Raw genomic sequence first — 19914 nt, forward strand, 5'->3', positions numbered from 1 at the left:
CGCCTCTCCCCTGCCTGGAGGCTCGTGATGTCCACCTACGCGGAATCGCCTGACACGCAACGAGATCCTTACGCGCTGACCGCCGACGAGATCCGGGAACCGCCCCGGACCTGGCGGGCGAGCCTGCGCTTCTTCGGTCCAGGGTTGATCGTGAGCGCCTCGGTGGTCGGCTCCGGCGAGCTGATCGCGACCACGGCGCTGGGCGCCGAGGCCGGATTCGCGATCCTGTGGCTGATCATCGTGAGCACGTTCGTCAAGGTCGCCGTGCAGATCGAGCTCGCCCGCTGGACGATCTCCACCGGCCAGCCGGTGATGACCGGGTGCAACAAGGTCGCGCCCCGGATCGGGCGGATCGGGTGGATCACCGTGCTGTGGCTGATCATGGCGGTGGCCAAGCTGATCCAGCTGGGCGGCGTCATCGGCGCGACCGCAACGGCGTGCAGCATCCTGGCGCCGGTGGGCGGCGATCCACTGGGGACGACTTCGCTTGCAGTGTGGACGGTGGCGCTGGCCGCCGCGACCATCGTCCTGCTCTACTCCAACCACTACTCCCTGATCGAACGGGGTGCGGCCGCGCTGGTCGCGATCTTCGTCGTGATCACCGTGGTGATCGCCGCCGGGTTGCCGTTCACGCCGTTCGCCTACGGGACCTCGGATGTCCTCAGTGGACTCTCATTCGGCATTCCGCCCGGGGTGGTGGGCGTCGCGATCGCCGCGTTCGGCATCACCGGCATCGGGTCCGACGAGATCATCGCCTACCAGTACTGGTGCCTGGAGAAGGGCTACGCGCGCTGGACCGGTCCGGCCGACGGCAGCGATGCCCGCACGAAGCGGGCCGACGGCTGGATCCGGGTGATGTACCGGGACGCGCTGCTGTCGTGGGTCGTCTACACGCTGGCGACGCTGGCCTTCTTCGTCATGGGCGCGGCCGTGCTGCACCCGCAGGGACTCGTTCCCGAGGGCAACGGGATGCTCACCACGCTGTCCAGGATGTACACCGACACCCTTGGAAACTGGGCAGGCGTGCTGTTCCTGATCGGCGCGATCGCGGTGCTCGGCTCGACGCTGTGGGCCTCGCTGCCCTCCTGGGCTCGAGTGTGGACCAACACGCTGGCCCTGCTCGGCGTGCTGGACTGGACCGACCAGCGGGCCCGGACGAGGTGGCTGCGGATCTTCACCGTCGCCCTGCCGATCACCTGGAGCGCGGCCTACCTGCTGCTGTCCGAACCGGTGGTCATGGTCCAGGTCGGCGGGATCTCCGGAGCGCTGTTCCTGGTCGGTGTCGTGGTCGCGGTGTGGTACCTGCGCAACACCGAAACCGACCCGCGGCTGCGCGGAAGCCGCGCGTTCAACGCGGCCCTGGTGATCAGCAGCGCGGCGATCGGACTGCTCGGCGTCTACACGCTGCTGACCACCGTCGGCGTCGAGTTCGGCTGAGCACCCCGGTCCGAACCGCTCGCTCCACGGTCCCCTCCTCCCGGCCGGAGACGCCAACGGCCGTGCAAAACCGCGAAAGGTGCCGCAGATCACGCTGCGCGCACTTGAGTGTGCCGCAGCGGCACGGCTTTTCGTGGAGCACGGCTCACCGCGCGTCACCGAACGAGAGGAACGACATGGCACTGCCGGATCTGCGGCCGGTCGAGGACTTCTTCGGCCAACCGGAACGTGCCGGCGCATCGATTTCGCCGGACGGAACGAGGATCGCCTACTTGGCGCCGTGGCGGGACCGGCTCAACGTGTGGGTCCAAGACCTCGACTCCGGTGCTCAACCCCGCTGCGTCACCGCTGATGATTCCCGCAGCGTGCTCAGCTACCAGTGGACGAACGAACCGCGCTGGCTGCTCTACACCCAGGACGAGGGCGGCGACGAGAACTGGCACGTGCACCGGGTGGATCTGCACGACCCGGACGCCCCGGCCGTCGACATGACCCCGTTTCCCGGCGTGCGAACCCTGGCGCTGGAACAGCCCGCCACGCGTCCCGGGAAAGCCGTCCTGCACCTGAACGCCCGCAAAGCCGCCGAATTCGACCTGCACGAACTCGACATCGCCACCGGCGAGCTCACGCTGCTGGCGCGGAATCCCGGCGACGTCGCGTCCTGGCTCACCGCGGGCCGCGAGTTGTTCGCACTGCGCTACACCGCCGACGGCGACATCGAGTTGTCCCGCTGGGACGGTGAAACCGCTCAACCGCACCGGATCACGACCTTCGACGGCGACGACTACCCGGTGGGCGTCTGGCCGTTCGAGATCACTCCGGACGGAACCGCGGCATGGATCGGATCCAATCGGGGAACCGACCGGACCCGCCTGGTCCGGCTCGACCTGACCACCGGTGCCGAGACCGAGGTCGACAGCCACCCGAGCTTCGACCTCGACACCCGCGCGCACGTCTTCGCGGCCCTGCCATCGCCGCTGATCCGGCAACGGGGCACCGGCGAGCTGCTGGGCGCGCGCTATCTCGGCGAGCGCCAGGTGATCCACGCCTTCGATCCAGATTTCGCCGAGGTGCTCAAGAACCTCGAACCGCTCTCCGATGGCGATCTCGCGGAGGTCTCCTCGGACGAGAACGGCCTGCGCTGGATCGTTTCCTTCACCCGCGACCGCGATCCCGGTGTGACCTGGTTCTACGACCACGCCACCGGTGAATGCCGGCTGCTGTTCCGCCCCTACCCGCACCTCGACCCGGATTCGCTGGCCGCGATGCACCCGGTCACGATCACCGCGCGCGACGGGCTGGCGCTGCCGTCTTATCTGACGTTGCCGGTCGGGATCGAGCCCTCCGGACTGCCGATGGTCCTGATGGTCCACGGTGGACCGTGGACGCGGGACTCGTGGGGGTGCGACAAAGCCGTGCAGTTGCTGGCCAATCGCGGCTATGCCGTGCTTCAGGTGAACTTCCGCGGCTCGACCGGCTTCGGCAAGGCCCACATGCGGGCCGCGATCGGGGAATTCGCGGGCGCGATGCACGACGACCTGATCGACGGCGTCGACTGGGCCGTCGAGCGGGGGTACGCCGATCCGGACCGCGTCGCGATCTTCGGCGGTTCCTACGGCGGCTACGCCTCCCTGGTCGGCATCACCTTCACCCCGGACCGGTTCGCCGCGGCCATCGACTACGTCGGCATCTCGAACCTGGCCAACTTCATGCGGACGGTGCCGGAATTCGCCAAACCGGGCCTGATCGCCAACTGGTTCCGCTACGTCGGCGATCCCGGCGACCCGCAGCAGGAAGCGGACATGCTCGCCCGCTCCCCGATCACCCGGATACCCGAGATCCGCACCCCGCTGATGGTGGTGCAGGGCGCCAACGACGTCCGGGTCGTGCAAGCCGAATCGGACCTGATCGTCGACGCGCTGCGCGCCCGCGAGGCCGATGTGGACTACCTCGTCTTCCCCGACGAAGGCCACAGCTTCGTCAACCCGGAGAACCTGATCGCCATGTTCCGCGCCGCGGAGCGCTTCCTCGCGCGACACCTGGGAGGACGGGCGTAGCCGCCCGGCCGGGACTAGCCCGTGTTCCCGGCCTCGCGGTAGACGTTGCCGGTCGGGTTGGGGTGTGCGCCGTCGTAGAGGCCGGTGGGGCTGGTTTCGGTGGAGAGCGTGAACCAGGCGTAGCGCTCGACGAACGGCAGTTCTTCGAGCATCGCGGTGGAGTTCCGGACGAACTCGGTTTGCTGCTGCTGGCTCGGGTAGCGCGGCGTCGCGCCGGAGAAATCGATCAGCGCGTATTCGGTGAGCCAAACCGGTTTCCGGTAGCGGTCCTGAACGGCTTGGACGTAGCTGCGCAGCTGCTCGGTCGCCGCGGGTGAGAAATCCGCGCCGTACCAGTGCAGCGGGATGAAATCGACCCGGTAGCCGCGTTCGGCCGCGCCCTGCATGAACCGGTCGAGCCAGCCGCCTTCCTGATCGGCACCGGTGGCCACCGCGGGTGCGCCCAGCCGCATCCCGGTTTCCTGCAGCTGCGGCCACAAATCGAGTGCCTGCTCGACGGACATGTTCGCCTGCTCCACCATGTCCGGTTCGTTGAAGCTCAGCAGCGTCGAGCCCGAATTCTTCGCCTCGTCCAGCTCTTGCCGGTTGACCGCATCGGCGCCCCAGATCGTCGGGACGAATTCCGTGCCCTCCGGTGCTGCGATGCCCTGCTCATCGGCGGACCAGTCGTAGAACCAGCTCGTACCGGCGTCGCCGAGCGCTTCGTCCACACCGGACACATCGGTCGCGCTGACACCTTTCTTGCCGGGATCTTCGACGGTTCCCGGCCCGGCTGCTGCGGCCGAGGGCGCGAGCAGCACTGCCACCACCGCCGCCAGCGCGGTCCGCAGCGATGTCCCGGCGACCATCAAATCCCCCGATGGCAGGCCACGCCGAGGCCGAACGACGTGCGGGTACCGGCGAGCAAGCGAGCTGATTTCCGCATGAGTCCTCTTCGAGGTGTGCACGACCAGGAAAGTTCGAGAGCATCATAGGAACGCGCACGCGCCAGGTCCCGGCACGAATTTTCCCGGATTTCGCGCCGCGCCCCGGATTCACCCGCGCAGCGGTTTCGCCCGAGTTCGGCGCACGCCGGACTGGAAGCCGAGCACCACCATCGGGAAGGAGCACCTCCATGACGCGGTTCGACTACATCATCGTCGGCGCCGGAACAGCTGGTTGCGTGCTCGCCAACCGCCTCTCCGCCGATCCCGATGTCAGCGTGCTGCTGATCGAGGCGGGCGAGCAGGACGCGAACCCGCTCATCGCCATGCCGCGCGGATTCGCCGAGCTCATCGGCGATCCCAGCACCGCGTGGCACTACCCGACTCGCCCGTTCGGACCGGCCCGGCAGGTCGAGCACTGGGTGCGCGGCAAGACGCTCGGCGGGTCCAGCTCGGTCAACGGCATGGTCTACAACCGCGGCAACCGCGCCGACCACGATGCGATCGCCGAGCTCGGCAACCCGGGGTGGGGCTGGGACGAGATGCTGCCGGTCTTCAACACGATCGAGGACAACCCGCTCGGCGCCACCGAAGCGCGCGGCGCGGGCGGCCCACTGCAGCTCTCGACCGCCGAAGGCGGTGACCCGCTGCTCGAGGACGTGCTCACCGCCGGTACCCGACTCGGCTGGCAGCGGGCGCGGGACCTCAACGAGACCGACGAGGAACGCATCGGCTACACGATGGCCACGATCCGCGACGGCCGCAGGTGCAGTGCGGCGACCGCGTTCCTGCACCCGGTCATGAACCGGCCGAACCTGACCGTCGCGCTGCGCACCGACGTCGATCGGGTCGTGCTCGACGGTGACCGGGCGTGCGGCGTGCGAGCCAGGCAGGACGGGCGGGCCGTCGAATACGGCGCCATCCGCGAGGTGATCCTGTCCTCCGGGGCGCTCGCCACGCCGAAAATCCTTCAGCTCTCCGGGATCGGTGATCGCGAGACGCTGCGCGCCGCCGGGGTCGGCATCGCCGCGGAGAGCCCGAACGTCGGCGCCCGGATGCGCGAGCACCGCGTGCTCTACGCGCAGTTCCGGCTCGCCGAGGACATCGGGTACAACCGGCTGCTGAACACGCCGGAGGCCCAGCAGCGGGCAATGACCGAGTACCAGGCGACCGGAGGCGGGCCGATGGCCGCGCCGTCGTTCGACATCGTCGGATTCTTCAAGACCCGCCCCGAGCTCGCCCGCCCCGACGCGCAGCTGCAAGTCGCGCCGTACTCGATGCTGCCGCCCGAACCCGGCAAGGGCATTCAGCTCGAGCAGGAGCCGGGGATGGTGTGCATCGCCTACCTGCTGCGGCCGGACAGCGCGGGCGGCGTCCGCATCACCTCGGCGGATCCGGACGCGCCGCTGGATATCGATCCGGGGTACTTCAGCACCGAGCACGACCGAACGACCTCCGCGGCCGCCTTCCGCGTGATTCGCGGGCTGTTCGGCACCGCGCCGCTCGCGCAGCGGATCGAGCACGAGATCTCGCCCGGGGACGACGTGCAGACCGATCAGGAGATCATCGACGCCGGGTTGCTCGGCGGCGCTTGCGGTTACCACGCGAGCGGGACCGCCGCGATGGGGCCGAACGACGACGACGTGGTCGACTCGCGGCTGCGCGTGCGCGGTGTGGCCGGGCTGCGCGTAGTGGACGCCTCGGTGTTGCCGATCATGGTTTCCGGCAACCTCAACGGGCCGGTCACGGCGTTGGCTTGGCACGCGGCCGATTACATCCTCGAAGACGCCTGACCAAGGCTGACTGCGGGACCGCCGGCGAGGGCTGGTGCCGTTCCCCGGTCGGCGGCGTCCACCGCGTCATCACACTCGGATAGAGCAGTCCGAAATCCGCACGGCTACGGGCAGAACCTCGACTGCCCGAACACGACCAACCGTTCGTCGCAGCAACACGACCGCACAACGGAGCAACACGGGAAAATTCATTGCCTCCCAGTTACCGCCGGTGATTTCATATGCGTCCCATCGGGGAGGGATTAGCTCGGAAGAAGGAAGCAACACTGGGAGGTAAGCTCATGCAAGCCGAGGTCATGCACGACGGCATCACCCACCGCGCGAACGTCTCGATCTGGGACAGCCGGGCGATCTCGCTGTGCGGCAAGGCGTTCCCGGAGCACACGTACCGGACGAAGACCTTCCACGGCAGCGTCACCTGCCCCGACTGCAAGCACGCCAAGCGCCTCGGCAAGCGCCCCTGAGCGCGGTCGCACCGCACCGTTCGCGAACCTGGCGGTCATTTCCCGGTCACCGCCGCCGTGCCATGATCAACAGCATGTCGGACACGAAGCGTGCCGCGCTGTTCTCGTTCGGTGCCGAACAGTTCGCCGCGCTGCACGAATGCTGCGAACAGCACGGCTACGCCCCCGTCGCCTACGTGCACACCGCGGCGAAGCGGCCCGGGCGGGCGCGGACCGGGAAGGCCGCCGGTGAGCTGCTCGGCTCGATACCCGGCGACGTCGACTTCCTGGTTCCCGGCAGTGCCGCGGGATTGACCGGCGCGCTGCGCGGCTACCAGGTGGATCTCGCGGTGGTCTACGGGTTCAACTGGCCGCTTCCAGCAGACCTGTTGCGGAGCCTGCCGGACGGCGCGCTCAACGTGCATCCCTCGTCGTTGCCGCGATACCGCGGTCCCGCGCCGGTGCACTGGGCGCTGCGCAACGGCGATCCGTCGATCGGCGTGACCGTGCACCGCATGACGGAGCAGCTCGACGCCGGGCCGATTCTGGCTCAACGCAGCGGAATTCCCCTCGACGAGGAGATGACGCAAGAACTGCTGTGGGAACGGATCGAACCGGTCGTCCGGGAGCTGCTCGGCACCGCGTTGGGCCGGGTCGCGGCAGGCGATCAGGGCGAACCGCAGGACGAGTCGGCGGCCACTCGGGCCGGATACCTGGAGCCCGGTTTCTCCGTCGTCGACTGGTCGAACCGCGCCACGGACATCCACAACCAGGTGCGCACCAACCGGTTCATGCGAAGGAGCCCGACCGCGCGGCTGAACGGGAAGCAGGTGCGGATCCTGCGCACCAGCACGACTCCGGGCGACGGTGTCCGGGTCGAGTGCGCGGACGGTCCATTGTGGATAACGGATTACGCTTGCGCGGAGTGATCGCGGATCCGGCGCGCGACCCGCTCGCGCATCGCCATCGCGACCGGGTCCTCGAAAGCTCTCAGACAGCCCGCGGCCTCCCGCCAGGAATCCACCGCTCGCTCCGACTCACCACCGGCTGCTGCGGCGGCTGCGAGACCATCGGCGGCCGCAGCGAGCTGCCAGTCGTCGCCCAGTTCCCGGTGGATCGCTGCTGCGCGCCGGTGGAAGTCGGCGGCGTCGCCGAAACGTCCGAGTTCGCGGTAGGTCTCACCGATGCCGTGCAGCGCCATCGCTTCCCGGCTGCGGTCGCCCAGCTGTTGCTGCAGGACCAAGGAGCGCTGGTAGGAACTCAGCGCCTCGCCGGGTGTTCCGAGCGCGCGCTGCACCCGGGCCAGCTCGGTCAGCCAGTACGCCTCCCACATGCGGTTGCCGAATTCCGCGGCGAGGGCGAGGGCTTCCGAGATCGCCGAGTGCGCGGCCGGTGCGTCGCCCGATTCGCGCTGCGCCCGGCTGAGCAGGAACAGCGCGTTGCCTTCCCGGGCGCGGTCGCCGCGTTCCCGGTACCTGCGCAGGGCGGTGTTCAGCTGCGCCGCGGCGGCCGGGATGTCGCCGAGTTCGCACCGGACCTCCCCGAGGTTGCACGCGGCCAATGCCTGCCAGCCGACGTCGCCCGCTTGCCGGGCCAGGTCTGCGCAGCGTTCGAAACGCGCACGGGCCTCGGTCAGTTCCCGGGCGCGCAGCGCCACCAGGCCCAGCGCATTGATCGAGGCGAGCAGGCCGGGCCGGTCGTCGATCTCCCGGCGGATCTCCAGCGCCGCCCGGTGGTGCCGCTCGCTGTCGGCGAGTCCGCGGCATTGCAGATGCGCTTTGCCGAGGCTCTCGTGCAGTTCCGCCGCGCCGTAGCGGTCACCGATCTGCTCGGCCGAGGCCAGCCCGATCCGGGCGGTGGTGAACCAGTCGTCGAACTCGTTGCGGTTGGCGTGCGCGTTGCGCAGCAACGCGGCCAGTCGCCAGGAGGTTTCGTGCGCACCGTGCTCGGCCGCGGCCCGCACCACGGCGACCAGGTTCACCCGTTCCGCCTCGTACCACTCCAGCGCACGGGTGCGGTCGTCGAATGCGATCCGGTCCCCTGGCGCGAACTCCGGGCGCCGGGCGTGCGGGAAGATCACGCCCAACGCCGAACCGGCCGAGCGCGCGTACCAGCCGAGCACTCGCCGCACGGCGAGCCACCGGTCCTGCTCGGACTCCTCGTGCAACGCCTGGTCGGCCGCGTAGGCGCGCAGCAGGTCGTGGAGCTGGTAACGACCCGGCGCACGCTGGTCGATCAAGTGCGCGCCGACCAGCACGTCCAGCAACCGCTTGGCTTGCGCGGTGGAGCCGTCCAGCAGCGCGGCCGCGGCGTCGGTGCCGAACTCCGGGCCGGGATGCAGCCCAAGCCGCCGGAACAGCCGCGCCGCGTCCTGCGGCAACGCCCGGTAGGACCAGGCGAAGACGGTGCGCACGGCGTCGGATTCCTCGTCGTCCTCGGCGGTGAGCGCGTCCCAGAGCGAGGATTCGTCGCGCAGGTCGGAGATCAGGTCCGCCAGGCTCATCAGCGGTCTGCTGGCGGCGCGTTCCGCGGCGATGCGCAACGCCAGCGGCAACCGGGCGCACAGCCGCGCCAACTCCAGCAGTTCGGCCTGGTCATCGGCCGCGCGGTAGCTCGCGGTGAGCTCGCGCAGCAGCTCGGCGGACTCGTCCGCGGTGAGCACGCCCAAGTCGACCCGCCGCGCACCGTTGCGCACCACCAGCCCGGACAGCCGACTGCGGCTGGTCACGATCACCAGGCAATCCGAGGTCCCGGGCAGCAGCGGCCGCACCTGTCCGACCGAGCCCGCGTTGTCCAGCAGCACCAGCATCCGCTGGTCGGCCAGCCGGGAGCGGTAGAGCGCGGCGCGATCCTCCGGCTCGGCCGGGATCGACCCGGCCGGTACGCCGAGCGCGCGCAGGAAGCGGTCCAGCACTTCCCCGGCGGTCACCGGCTCGCCCGGGTCGTAGCCGCGCAGGTTCACGTACAGCTGGCCCTGCGGGAAGCGGTGCCGGACCCGGTGCGCCCAGTGCACCGCCAGCGAAGTCTTGCCGACCCCGGCGGTGCCGGTGATCACGACCACCCCGGGAGGATCGGCGTCCTCGAGGACCGCGTCGAGATCGCCCGTCTCCGCGACGCGGTTGACGAAACTCCGCACGTTCCCGGGAAGTTGCTGCGGCGTGTCGACCGGCGCGCGGTCGCCGCCGTGGAAGTGGACGTCGCCGTACACGCGTCCAGCCTGCACGACATCGGCAGCATCTCCGGAGATCTCCGAGCGGTTCCGGGACGTCCGGCCGTGCGCCTGCTCCATCTGCTCGGGTCACCCCCGTCGCGGCACAACCGTCACGTCACCGCACGCCCGGTACGAGCCCGGAGCGGTCGGCGAACGCGGCCAACTCCTCCCCGCGGTCGTAGAGGTCCCTGATGAAGCCGCGGCAGCGCGCGATCAGTTCGGGGTCGCGGTAGCGGATTCCGCCCGCGAGCGCGCCATCGGTGTCGTAGCGGACCTCGTACATGACTTCGTCGCCGAGCGTGCAAACTTCCGGCAACGGGCCGGATTCCTCGAACCGCTCGACCTGGTCCTCGCGCACCACGCGCATTCCGGCGCCGTACTCGCTGCGCAACCGCAGCAGTTGCAGCTCCCAGCGCAGGTACGGCGTGAGCGGTTCGGCGAGCACCCGGACGCGCTTGGTGCGGAAACCGGCCTCGGCGATTCTGCGGTAGTAGTCCGCGATTTCCGGGCGCTGGTCTTCGAGGCGGTGCATCGCCTCGTCCCACGCACCGCGGGCGAACGCCTGCCAGCTCGGGCTGCGGGGTTCGGCGAAGGTCTGCTGCCGTTCCAGCTTCCAGAACCCGGCCGCGCCGATCCGCCAGAAGTGCTGCTGGAAGTCCGCCTGGTAGTCCTTCAGCGGCAACCGCGCACCGCGCGCCGCTTGCAGCAGCTCACGCATCGGGGATGTCCTCCTTGGCGGCCAGCAAGGTCGCGCGCGGCACGACCACGAGCCGCTCGTCGGCGGCCACCATCGCCCCGTCCGGCAACCGGCCTGCGTACTCGCCGGTGAGATCGCGGCCGATCACGGCGACATCGCCGTTGGCCAGTTCCCAGACGTCCGGGCAACCGTCGTCGTCGCCGCTGGTTCCCAGTTCCCTGGCGGATTTGCCCAGCCGCCGCGCGAGCGGCGACGAAGGATCCGCCTCCCAGCTCCGGGCCATCTCCCCCACCTCCGATACCGCCAACGGCCGCGTGGAGAGCGGAATACCGGCCGTCCACAGCTCGATCGATACTGTTCGTGCCGTTACCGGCGCGTACAGTACCATGTTGATCATGGTCGGCGGCGCGACCCGATCAATGTTCCAACGTTCGGAGTCGATGTCCGGCCCGGTTCGGTGAACCCACCACGTCGATCGGTCGCCGCTGTTCGGGTCAACCGCAGGTGATTTCCTGGGCGGCCACCGCTACCGAGTACCCGGTCAGCGAGGAAGTCCAGGCGCTGATCTCCAGTGCGTTCGGCACGATGCAGGCCCGCAACTCATCTACTTGGACGGGAAGACCGCCTACTTTGCAACCTCCGCCACCGCCGCGAACGCGCTGAGACGATTCCACGGGTGCACTGTGCGCCGGCCGGCGGGCCACCGGATCCGGTCGTCCGGTGAACGCGGCTTCTGTTCCACTATGGACGATCCGGGCCGTGAGCGAATTTCCGCTCACGGCCCGGGTTTCCGCCGCCGGGGTCGCGGCGACCGTCAGCGCGCAGGAGGTTCGTCCGCGCTGGGACCGGTCATGGTGCCGCGACCGCACCCCAGGTGCTCAGCCAGGGGGCTCGCTGACCACGGCTGCCCCGTTCGGGCGCCATCCTTGCACGACCAACGCGCCGCCTTGGAGCGTTGCGGAGAGCATCGGTTGCATCCGCGTGCCGAGTTCGTCCGGGATGCCTCCGAGGTGGGCGTAGGACACCCGGCTCGGATCATCTTGGTGGCGGACGAAGATGTTCACGGCTCCGGACTCGTCGGACGCCACGATCGGCAGGCCGGTGTAGGCGTCTGGGAGTTCGGGAACGGGATACCACTCCTGCGGCCACTGGTTGGGGCCGAGGTCCCGGCTCTCGGGCAGCTGCCGCAAGGCGCGATTGCCGTCCAGCGCGAACAGCACCAGCCGGTCGTCGATCATCATCACCGCCGGTGGACTGTGCAGCTGGGCGTTGCCGAGAGGAGGCTCCCGGAACTTGAAGTCGCCGGAGACCTCCTGCGCCCATGTGCGCATGTAGTGGCTCCTGTCCAGCACGAACACGCGCAAGAAGCCCGAATCGTCCCGGTGGACCTTCGGGTCCTCGTCGGTCAGCGTTCCGTCCAGCATCTTGCGTTTCCAGCCCTCGTTCTGCGCCAGTCGCCAGACGCTCCCGCCGGAGTCCCTGGTGATCACCACGAGGTTCCCGCTGCGGTCCTGGGCCGCCGCCGGCGTGCCGGACATGCCGGTCGCGATCTCTTTCCAGTCGTCTGCCTGCGACGGAACGCCCGGCTCGACGTTCGGGTTGTACAGCAGCCTCCCGGCCGTGTCGGTCACGAACCCGACCAGCCTTCCGTTGCGGTCCGGCACGAGCACCGGACGGGTTTCGGCCATAGCGCTCACACCGAGATCGCCGTCCGGTTCCGGTGCCGTTGCAGCGGAAGATTGCACGTATCGGTGCACCGTGCCCGGGCCGCTCCCAAGCGTGACGAGGCTGCCGTCCCCGGCCTGAGCCGTCGAACGGGCCGGGAGATCGCAGTCGGGGCGGTCGCACTCGGCCGACGATGCGGGCGGTGCCTGCGGTGGCGGCTCCGCGGCGGCTGGAGGTTCCGGCGTGGGTGCCGGGTTGGGCGTCGTGGCCGGTGGCGGCCCGGGAATCTGCGCAGGCGGCATCTGTCGCACCGGCGGCGGTTCGGCCGGTGGCCCGTCGCGGCCGACGTCCAGCTGCGCGGCGAACGCGACTCCCGCGGACAGCACCACGGCAGCCGGAACGCCCACCAACACCGTCCGGCGCACCCGGCGGCCGCGCGACGCCTTGCGCCCCGCGGATTCCCGGGCCAGCGCGGAGCTCGCCGGGATCTGCACTCCGGGCTGGGACCGATCCGCCGCACGGCGGTGGAAATGGCCCTGCGCGCGCAGGTACGGATCGGATTCCGGCGACACCGCCGCGGCTCCCGATCCCGATTTCCCCGCCGATTTCGGCTGGAACGAACCCAGGAAGGCCCGGTGGTATTCGGGCAGCTCGGCGCCGACCCGCTTGCGCAGGTAGTCACCGACGACATCGTGCACCTGAACGGCGGGTGCGTCGCCGACCCAGCACCGCTGCACCAAGGCCAGCTCGTCGAGCCGCGCGAGCAGATCCTCGACCGCGTCCGCGGTCATGCCCGCGACACGACCCCAGTACGTCCGCAACGTCTCGGGCGGGATGAACGCGTCCCCGGGGAAGATCGCGAGGTCGAAGCACCGCTGCCGGTGCTGCTCGCCGAGCAGGGACAGGTTCAGCTCGATCATGGCCGAGGCCGTGTCGCAGCGCTGCGTCACGGCCGTGCGGTCCACCTCCTGCGCACCGCGGGAGAGCCGATCGGCCACTTTTCGCGCCGCATCGGAAAGCGAACGCCCGCCGTTGACGTACTTGTGCACGGCACGATTGGCCAGCGCCAGCATCAACGGCCACCCGTGCGTGCGGGCCAGCAGCGGATCCACCTGATCCGGATGGTGCGTCGACCACCCCGCGCACAACACGGCCTGAGCTTGGTCCGGCTGCATCGCCCCGGCAGTCACCGGCGCGGCGCCCTGCGCCAGCAACTCCGGGAACCTGGTGGTGACCAGCTTGCGGCAGTTCGTGCCCGCGGCCGCGAACGGTTCCAGCTGCGAACGCCGCCACACGTCGTCGATCACCAGCAGGCAGCGCTTGTCCGCCACGAGGTTGCCGAGATGTTCACCGGCCTTGTCCGGGCCGGTGAACGACGGGCGGCTTCCGGACAACCGCTCGGACAGCTCGTTGAGCTTGGTCGCCAGGTCCGGCCCGGCGGCGTCGTACCCGATCGTCGTCCACAGCACGCCGTCGGGGAACGACTCGGCCACCCGCGCGTCGCGGCACGCCATTGTGGCCAGCGTGGTCTTGCCGAACCCGCTGTCCCCGGTGACGCCGGTCGGCAGCTCGGTTCCGGCGGCACCGCGCAATGCCTCGATCAGTTCGTCGAGCAGCTCCGGGCGAGGCACCGCGGAATGCGCGGGAATCGGCAACGAGTCTCCGGTGCTCGGGCGAACCGACGACGATCCGCCCGTGTTGATCGTGAGACCACCGGAAATACTGCCGCCGACTTGCATCGCCAGACCGACGTGGTCGCCGACCTGGTTCGACGTCGACGCCACTTCCGCTGCGGCGTCGTCGCCTTCCGACCTTTCCGACAAGGATCTACAGTTCCTCTCCGCGGACCGGACCGGTCCACACGTCCGACTAGTTCGAGTTCCGGCCGCACAACGCCGAAGAACCGAAGCGCCGCCCGGACATCGCGGGGACGATGCCCGATGCAGGCAGAACGGGCGGACATGGGCTACCGCTGCGGAACGAGAAGCTCCGGCAGCGCGCGAATTCCGCCCGAAAGCACCCGGGCGACGGTTCCATCAGCGAGCACGCAACGGGCACGCCGTTGCGGTTCGCCCGAGGCGGACCGAGCTCGCACCCCTGACTCGGCCCGGTGCTGTGCGCTCCGGGAGGCGCGCGAACACGCCTCCTGCGATAAGTTGATCAGTTGTCGCTCGCTACCACTTCTCCCCGGCACAACGTCCGCACACGCTTCTTCGGAATATGCAGCAATCGCCGATACCGGCGATTAATCCAGTCCTGATGCGGGACAGTCAACTTACTTGAACTTGAATTCGCTGCGGGATCGAGCAGGATTGCGACGAGCGGGCATACCGATCGACGAGCGGTCGCTTCCGAACGACGAATGACGAGCGCAAGTTCGTCCCGGCCGAACTCGGCCGGGCGCACGAACAATAATCGTTGCTTACTGAACCAGCACTGCCGCAAACAAATTGATTCCGAAATCATTGCCCTGGTCCGCGACGGCCGATGAATCGGCCACAGTGGACGCTCCGATCGCGGAGTGTCCACTGTGGCCGGTATCGGCGCGCGTTCCGGGCCGGTTCGCGAGCGGCGGAGCCTGCGGTCGTGCGGGACCGCCACCGGACTTCCTGCTAGAACGACCCCATCTCGGCCGACAGCCAATGCTCCGGGCGCATGTAGATGGTCACGTGCTCACCGAGCTCCGTGCGCTCGTACTCCACGAAGTTCGCGGCCGCCTCCGGCGGCAGGTACCGCTCGGCCATGCGCCGGGAGGCTTCCTCGCTCCCCGCCTCGATCCGGGTGACCGGACCTTCCACCGAGACGTAGCGCACGGTCGGCTCGATCCGCTGCGCCAGCAGGCTGAACCGGCCCGCGGCGCGGATCGCTTCGGCCTTGCGCGACTGCGCCCCGGTGCTGATCCAAAGCTCCTCGCCGGGCGAGTAGTGGTACCAGATCGGGACCGTCATCGGCGCGCGACCGTTCGTCCACGCCACCGCGAGCGATCCCGTGTGCGGTTCGGCGAGGAATTGCTCTCGTTCCTGTGCAGACAGTGCCATGCACTCGAAGATAGCGGCGGTCACCGACGATCGCCCGCGTCCGCGGAAGCTCGCAGCTCACGACGAGCACGCCGCCGGCGCGGGTTCGATGCTGTCCCGCACGGCGCGCCAGGACGCGAACAGGTCGCGGTATCGCCGGGCTCGCGCCGGGTCGGGTTCGATGGCGTGCAGTCGGCAACCGAGCAGCGTGCGGGCTTCGTCCAAGTTCCCGGCCGCATCGGTGGCGACAAGGGCGACCGCGGCGGCGCCGAGCAGCGTGACGTCCGGGTCGGAGCACACCATGGTGGTCCGCTCCAGCACATCCGCCCGCAACCGGGCGGCGACCGGTGACCGGGTGATGCCGCCTGCCAGCACGATCGGCCGCGGTGCGCCGTTGGACGGCGGGTCCAGCAGGTCCACCCCTTCCCGGACGGTGAACGCCGCACCTTCCTGCGCCGCGCGCAGGAAATGGGCCGCGGAGTGCGCGGGGGTCTGGCCGAGCACGGCACCTCGGTCGGTGGGGCGCCAGCGCGGAAACCGGCTGCCGGTGGTGGACGGCAACACCACCAGCCCTTCGGAGCCGGGCGGCACCGCTTCGAACTCGTCGTCCTCGACGCGACCGAGGAGCCGGCGCCAGCGCGCCACCGCGCCCCCGGTCATCCCGGACGCGCCACCCGCCAGCCAGCGGTCCCCGATCAGCGCGGGATTCAGCATCGCCGCGGGCGGTGCCGAATCCGCGTCGTCCAGCTGCCGCCCCACCATGTCGGTCGTGCCGGCCACATCGGCGATGGCACCGGTGTCCGAGCCGAGCAGCAGGCCCGTCCCGATCGACCCGTCCGGCCCGCCCGCCAGCACCGGTGTCCCGGACGGCAGTCCGCAGCGCTCGGCAGCCTCGCGGTGCACCCGGCCCACGACGTCCGCGGGCCGCACTTGCCGGGGCAGCCACGCCTGGTCGATCCCGAGCGCACGAACTGCGGTCTCGTTCCACGACCGGCCAGTGACGTCCGCGAGCAGCGTGTAGGCGGCGTGCACCCCGTCGGTGACGATCTCGCCGGTGAGCCTGGCGACCAGGAAGTCCTTCGGGGTGAGCAGGTGCCGCACCCAGGCAGCGGCTTCCGGGGTGCGCAGCAGCGCCAGCGCGCGAGCGAGGAATCCGCCGCTCAGCGCGGGGCGCCTCGATGCCTGCAGCAGCGCTTCGCGCAGCTCGCCGTCGATCGCCTGCAGCTCGGCGAGGCCGCGCGGATCGGACCAGCCGCCCGCGCGGTCCACCGGGCGCAGCCCCTCGTCCACCGCGACCGTCCCGACGTGCGCGGTGATCACCACGGCGGAGACCGTCCGGCCCGTAAGGTCCAGCGCCGCGACCGCCGAGACCACGTCGCTGAACAACCGCTCCGCGTCGAAGTGCTCGCCACCGCGGTCGGGGCGTTCCACGCGGCTGCGGTCGCGAACCTCGCCGGATTCGGTGACCAGCGCCGCGCGGACCGCGGACGTGCCTGCGTCGACGGCGACCACACCGCGTTGCGCGGCACTCATCGGCATCCGCTCATCCTGGACCTCCAACCTCGCGGCCCGCTGCCCGACCCGCGCCCGTCGGTGCGTTTCGAGCGGCACCGGCCGCGTGCGCGCTCGTTCGGCGACGGGCGTTCAGCACGCGGTTCACAATGCACCGCTGTCGCGCAGCTCAGCCAGCTCCTCCTCGGTGCGGCCGAGGATGGTGCGGTAGACGTACTCGTTGTCCTCGCCGACCCGCGGCGGCGCCTTGCGGGTGGTCGGCTGGCTCCGGTCCATCTTCACCGGGTTGCCGGGCAACCGGAGCACTCCGAGATCGGGGTGCTCGACCTCCGCGATCATCTCGCGGGCGGCGATCTGCGGCGAAGCGGCCACCTCGGCGACGGATTCGACCTTCGCGCACGGGACGCCCGCTTCGTCGAGCAGGTCGCCGATTTCCGCGCAGGTGCGGGTCTTCGCCCAGTCCGCAACGGCCTGCTCCAGCGTCTCCTGATCCGCCATCCGTCCGGGGACGGTGCGGTACTCGGGCACTTCCAGCAGGTCGGTGCGGCCGATGCTGCGGCACAGCTTCGGGAACAGGCCGTTGGTGCCCGCCTGGATGTAGACGTCGCCGTCGCGGGCCCGGTACACGTTGACCGGTGCGGTCAGCAGGTCCCGCGAGCCGCTGCGCGGCATGTCCAGGTCCAGCATCAGGTGCGCGATCAGGCGGGTGCCGAGGGTGGCGAACATCGAATCCAGCGAGGCGACGTCGACCCGCTGGCCCTTCCCGGTCTCCTTCTTGTCCGCCAGCGCGGCGAACGCGCCGATCGCCGCCTGGTAGCCGCTGACGTAGTCGGCGATGTAGGTGCCGGTCAGCGTCGGCTCGCCGGAAGCCTCACCGGTGATCGACATCAGCCCGGAGGAAGCCTGCGAGATCGCGTCGAACAGCGCTCGCTGCGCCATCGGGCCGGTCTGGCCGAACCCGGAGACCGACACCAGGATGATCTCCGGGTGGAGCTCGGTCAGCCGCTCGTAGCCCAGCCCCATCCGCTCCATCGTGCCCGGCCGGTAGTTCTCCACCACCACATCGGCCCAGCGGACCAGGTCTTCGAGGATCGCGGCCGCGCTCGGGTGGCGGGTGTCGAGCGTGGCGCCGTGCTTGTTGCGGTTGTAGAGCATCGTGTAGACGCTCTCGCCCCGGTAGTAGGGCTCGTGGTGGCGCGCGTCCTCACCGCCGGGACGTTCGATCTTGACGACCTCGGCGCCGAAATCGGCGAGGATCTGCGCGCAGACCGGTCCCGCGATGAACCTCGACAGGTCGAGCACTTTGAGCCCGCCGAGCGGGCCGGGCGTTGCGGATGGCGTCATTGCCTTCCCCTTCCCTGCCGCCGGGCGGGCCGCCCGGCGCGATCGGAGCACATCGATCCCGCTACCGGCACCCGGATCAGGCCGGGCGGTGCGGCGCGAACGCGGGATAGGTCCAGGCGTTCGCCGTGCGGTCCAGCGCGACGTCGATGAGGAACGGGCGGGCGGTGGCGAAGGCGTCCTTCGCGGCGGCCATCAGCTCGCCGACCTCGGTGACGCGCAGGGCCGCCACCCCCATCCCGGCCGCGACCTGCGCGAAATCGATCTCGCCGAAGTCGACTCCGGTGGTGCGGCCGCGGAAGTGCAACTCCTGCTCCTGGCGGATGTTGCCGTAGCTGGAATCGTTGAACACGGCCAGCACCACCGGCCCGCCCCCGCGCGCCAGCGTTTCCAGCTCCCCCAGGCTCATCCCGAGCGAACCGTCGCCGATCAGCGCGAGCACCGGCCGCTGCGGCTCGACCGCGACGGCCGCGATGGCGGCGGGCAGCGCGAAACCCATGTTTCCGAAACCGACGGGTTTGAGGTAGCGGTGCGGCAGGTCCATCTCCCACAGGAACGACCACACCCCAGGGTTGCCCGCATCCGGGATGAGCACCGTTTCGGCCGGGGACACCTCGCGCAGCGCGCGGACCGCGGCCGGTGGCGCGATCCGGCCTTCGGTTTCCGAGGTGCGGGATTCCGAGAGCTGCCACCAATCCCGCTCGGCCTGCCGGAGCTGCTCGATCCATCCGGCGCGGCCGGCGCGCGCCCGTTCGGCTCCCCCTGCGGTGGCCGTGCGCAGGTCGCGGCTGAACACGGCGAGGTCGCCGACGACACCGGTGGTGCTCTCCGCGTAGTAGCGCCCGATCACCGCCGGGTCCACGTCGACCTGCACGATCTCCGGTAGCCGCAGCCGCCACCGGCCGGTGGAGACCGCGTTGAGGCTGTTTCCCAGCGCCAGCACCAGATCCGACTCCGCGACCACGCGGGAACTGAGGTTCGTGCCCATCCGGGACAACGCGCCGAACACCAAGGGATGCGTTGTGGGCACCGCGCCGATCCCGTTGAACGTGGTCACCACCGGGATGTTCAGCGCCTCGGCCAGCGCCAGCACCGCATCGCAGGCGCGCGAGCGGTTGCCGCCGTTTCCCAGCCACAGCACCGGACGTTCGGCAGCGAGCACCCGCTCGGCGACGGCCTCGATCTGGTCCGGAGCGGCGATCGGGCGGTCTTGCACCCACTCGCGCGCGGGGTGCACCGCGGGAACCGGCGGTGCCTCCGGGAGCGCTTGTTCGATGGTGTCCCGGGCGAAGTCGAGGTGGACGGGACCGGGATTGCCGGTCATCGCGTTCACGTACGCCTCCGCCATCGCCTGCTTGATCGCCGAACCGTGCGCGACCAGCCGGGAGTACTTGGTCAACGGCTTGAACAGCTGCACGTGATCGGCGTTCTGCGCGTCGTCGTTGTGGATGTTCTCGCCGTTGTTGTTGCAAGTGATGATGATCGCCGGACTGGAGTCGCGAAACGCGCCGCCGACACCGGTGAGCAGGTTCGTCGCACCCGGCCCGGTGGTGGCGATGGCCACCGCGGGACGACCGGTGAGACGGCCGTGCGCATCGGCCATCACCGCCGCGGCACCTTCGTGCCGCGTGTGCACGAACTCGATCGACGGGGTGTCGATGAGGGCGTCGGTGATCGCGAGGGTCTGCCCGCCGACCACGCCGAAAACGTGGGTGACGCCGAGCGATTCGAGCATCCGCACGACGAGCCGCCCGCCGGTGAACTTCTCCGACATCCGTGCATCCCTTCGCGTTGAGCGTTTCCGCCGGTGCTACGGCG

At 69.9% G+C, this 19914-nt stretch carries 14 protein-coding genes; 5 read left to right on the forward strand and 9 right to left on the reverse strand.

The window, feature by feature from the left end:
- Window positions 1-27 precede the first annotated feature (27 nt).
- Both INP57_RS19065 and INP57_RS19070 read left to right on the forward strand, forming a co-directional pair.
- Window positions 28-1437, forward strand: a complete 1410-nt coding sequence (locus INP57_RS19065; RefSeq protein ID WP_200071632.1) for an Nramp family divalent metal transporter — start codon at window positions 28-30, stop codon at window positions 1435-1437.
- Between the two features lie 176 nt (window positions 1438-1613).
- Window positions 1614-3494 carry a S9 family peptidase gene (locus INP57_RS19070; RefSeq protein WP_200071633.1) on the forward strand — a complete coding sequence of 627 codons (1881 nt, stop codon included), beginning with the start codon at window positions 1614-1616 and terminating at the stop codon, window positions 3492-3494.
- Between the two features lie 14 nt (window positions 3495-3508).
- Here INP57_RS19070 and INP57_RS19075 read toward each other — a convergent pair whose 3' ends face one another.
- The gene (locus INP57_RS19075) at window positions 3509-4342 is read right to left on the reverse strand and encodes a glycoside hydrolase family protein (RefSeq protein WP_200071634.1); all 834 of its coding nucleotides are present in this window, start codon (window positions 4340-4342) and stop codon (window positions 3509-3511) included.
- Window positions 4343-4608: 266 nt separating this feature from the next.
- Here INP57_RS19075 and INP57_RS19080 point away from each other — a divergent pair, with 266 nt between their 5' ends.
- From INP57_RS19080 to INP57_RS19090, 3 genes are all read left to right on the forward strand, one after another.
- Complete coding sequence (locus INP57_RS19080) at window positions 4609-6210, forward strand: GMC family oxidoreductase (RefSeq protein WP_200071635.1); 1602 nt, start codon at window positions 4609-4611, stop codon at window positions 6208-6210.
- Between the two features lie 281 nt (window positions 6211-6491).
- On the forward strand, window positions 6492-6674 hold the full coding sequence (locus INP57_RS19085) for a hypothetical protein (RefSeq protein ID WP_200071636.1): 183 nt from the start codon (window positions 6492-6494) through the stop codon (window positions 6672-6674).
- 74 nt (window positions 6675-6748) lie between these two features.
- Window positions 6749-7582: a methionyl-tRNA formyltransferase gene (locus INP57_RS19090; protein ID WP_200071637.1), complete on the forward strand. Its 834-nt coding sequence runs from the start codon at window positions 6749-6751 to the stop codon at window positions 7580-7582.
- Here INP57_RS19090 and INP57_RS19095 read toward each other — a convergent pair.
- The 8 genes from INP57_RS19095 to INP57_RS19130 form a co-directional block, all read right to left on the reverse strand.
- On the reverse strand, window positions 7564-9942 hold the full coding sequence (locus INP57_RS19095; protein WP_200071638.1) for an ATP-binding protein: 2379 nt from the start codon (window positions 9940-9942) through the stop codon (window positions 7564-7566). The genes INP57_RS19090 and INP57_RS19095 overlap by 19 nt on opposite strands.
- Window positions 9943-9979: 37 nt before the next feature.
- Complete coding sequence (locus INP57_RS19100; RefSeq protein WP_200071639.1) at window positions 9980-10582, reverse strand: DUF6879 family protein; 603 nt, start codon at window positions 10580-10582, stop codon at window positions 9980-9982.
- Window positions 10575-10844: a hypothetical protein gene (locus tag INP57_RS19105; protein WP_200071640.1), complete on the reverse strand. Its 270-nt coding sequence runs from the start codon at window positions 10842-10844 to the stop codon at window positions 10575-10577. The genes INP57_RS19100 and INP57_RS19105 overlap by 8 nt, the downstream gene beginning before the upstream one ends.
- Before the next feature lie 595 nt (window positions 10845-11439).
- Window positions 11440-14049: an NB-ARC domain-containing protein gene (locus INP57_RS19110; protein ID WP_200071641.1), complete on the reverse strand. Its 2610-nt coding sequence runs from the start codon at window positions 14047-14049 to the stop codon at window positions 11440-11442.
- 789 nt (window positions 14050-14838) lie between these two features.
- Window positions 14839-15264 (reverse strand): pyridoxamine 5'-phosphate oxidase family protein, encoded by a 426-nt coding sequence (locus INP57_RS19115; RefSeq protein ID WP_200071642.1) that lies wholly within the window; start codon window positions 15262-15264, stop codon window positions 14839-14841.
- 57 nt (window positions 15265-15321) lie between these two features.
- The gene (locus INP57_RS19120) at window positions 15322-16782 is read right to left on the reverse strand and encodes a xylulokinase (protein WP_200071643.1); all 1461 of its coding nucleotides are present in this window, start codon (window positions 16780-16782) and stop codon (window positions 15322-15324) included.
- A gap of 117 nt (window positions 16783-16899) precedes the next feature.
- Window positions 16900-18099, reverse strand: a complete 1200-nt coding sequence (locus INP57_RS19125) for a CaiB/BaiF CoA transferase family protein (protein WP_200071644.1) — start codon at window positions 18097-18099, stop codon at window positions 16900-16902.
- Between the two features lie 76 nt (window positions 18100-18175).
- Window positions 18176-19870, reverse strand: a complete 1695-nt coding sequence (locus INP57_RS19130; protein WP_200071645.1) for a thiamine pyrophosphate-binding protein — start codon at window positions 19868-19870, stop codon at window positions 18176-18178.
- Window positions 19871-19914 lie beyond the last annotated feature (44 nt).

Origin of the sequence: Saccharopolyspora galaxeae, from assembly GCF_016526145.1 — a bacterium.
In the GTDB taxonomy this organism is placed as follows: domain Bacteria; phylum Actinomycetota; class Actinomycetes; order Mycobacteriales; family Pseudonocardiaceae; genus Saccharopolyspora_C; species Saccharopolyspora_C galaxeae.